The organism is Streptomyces sp. SID3343 (genome assembly GCF_009865215.1).
In the GTDB taxonomy this organism is placed as follows: Bacteria; Actinomycetota; Actinomycetes; order Streptomycetales; family Streptomycetaceae; genus Embleya.
In genome coordinates, this window is record NZ_WWJX01001312.1 from 1 (window position 1) to 1186 (window position 1186).

3 protein-coding genes and 1 pseudogene are annotated in these 1186 nt (G+C 73.1%); all 4 read left to right on the top strand.

The genetic code is table 11. The annotated features are described in order from the left end of the window. Positions 1-203: pseudogene (locus GT354_RS41645) on the top strand (type II secretion protein F); the annotation flags it as partial. Positions 204-385: 182 nt separating this feature from the next. After that, positions 386-583: a DUF4244 domain-containing protein gene (locus tag GT354_RS41650; RefSeq protein WP_202512881.1), complete on the top strand. Its 198-nt coding sequence runs from the start codon at positions 386-388 to the stop codon at positions 581-583. A gap of 91 nt (positions 584-674) precedes the next feature. Then, entirely contained in the window at positions 675-992 is a 318-nt protein-coding gene (locus GT354_RS41655) for a TadE family type IV pilus minor pilin (protein WP_346012420.1), read from the top strand. Further along, positions 989-1186 (top strand): pilus assembly protein TadG-related protein (locus GT354_RS41660; protein WP_346012421.1); only part of this gene is annotated, 198 nt, incomplete at its 3' end. The genes GT354_RS41655 and GT354_RS41660, both read left to right, overlap by 4 nt.

Below are 1186 nucleotides of genomic sequence, written 5' to 3' on the forward strand. Positions count from 1 at the left end.
GTGGTGCGCCGGCGGCGCAGGCGGTGGCTCGGGCGGCCGACGAGCAGCGGGCCGCGCAGCGCCGTACCGCGACGGCGGCCGCGCGCCGGGTGGGAGTGCGGGCGACCGTTCCGCTCGGGCTGTGCTTTTTGCCGGCCTTCCTGCTGATCGGGGTGGTGCCGATCGTGATCGGCCTGACCTCGACCCTGCTGCGGCCGGTGTGAGCCGCGGCCGTGGTGGCCGCCGGCGACCGATGCGACCGGACCCGCCGCGCACGCACACGGCGTCGTCGAGTCACGAGGTCACGGCGTCGTCGACTCACAGAGTCACGAGTGTCATGAAGTGTCATGAAGAGTTTTCATATGTGCGTATTGATCCGAGTGATGGAAGGACCAGGGGGATATCCATGCACGTCATCGTTTTGACCGTCCGGCGCTTGTGGCTGCGGCTTCGCGACGAAAGCGGAATGACCACGGCCGAATACGCCGTCGGTACCGTCGCGGCGGTGGCCTTCGGGGCGGTGTTGTTCAAGATCGTCACGAGCCCGGGGGTGGCCGCCGCGCTGACGAAGGTGATCACGAGGGCACTCGATGTCTCGTTCTGAGCTGGGCCCCGGGTGGGGCCGGGCCGCGTGGCGTCCGTCCCGGTCGTCGCGAAGGGGTGGGGCCGATGGCTTCGTCACTGCCGAGGCCGCCGTGGTGCTGCCCGTCCTGGTGCTGCTCACCGCCGTGTTGGTCGCCGGGATCGCCGCTGCCGCCGCGCAGATCCGGTGTGTGGACGCCGCTCAGGCCGGGGCTCGGGCGTTGGCCCGGGGTGAACCGGACGCGGTCGCGGCGGCGCGGGTCCTGGCGGCGGCGCCGGCGGGCGCGCGGATGGAGGCGGTCACTCGGGACGGGCTCGTGCGCTATCGGGTGCTCGCCGATGTCGGGCCGCCGGGAGCCCTGTGGGCGGGTGTCCGGTTTCATGTGGAACATTCCGCCGTCGCGGCGGTCGAGGGCGAGGCGCCGCCGTGATCGGGCGAAGGAGGGCCGACGAGGGATCGGCAACCGTGTGGGTGGTGGCGCTCGCGCTGATCCCGGTGTGCGCGGCCGTGTTCGTGCTGGCTGTCGCGGGTGCGGTCGCGGCCCGCCATCGCGCGGCGGGGGCCGCCGACCTCGCCGCTCTCGCCGCCGCCGCACGTGTGGCCGGCGGCGCCGAGGCCGAGGAC

Excerpts from the sequence above, each read along its gene's own strand:
- GT354_RS41650 (WP_202512881.1), top strand. The coding sequence starts at position 386 with ATGCACGTCATCGTTTTGACCGTCCGGCGCTTGTGGCTGCGGCTTCGC.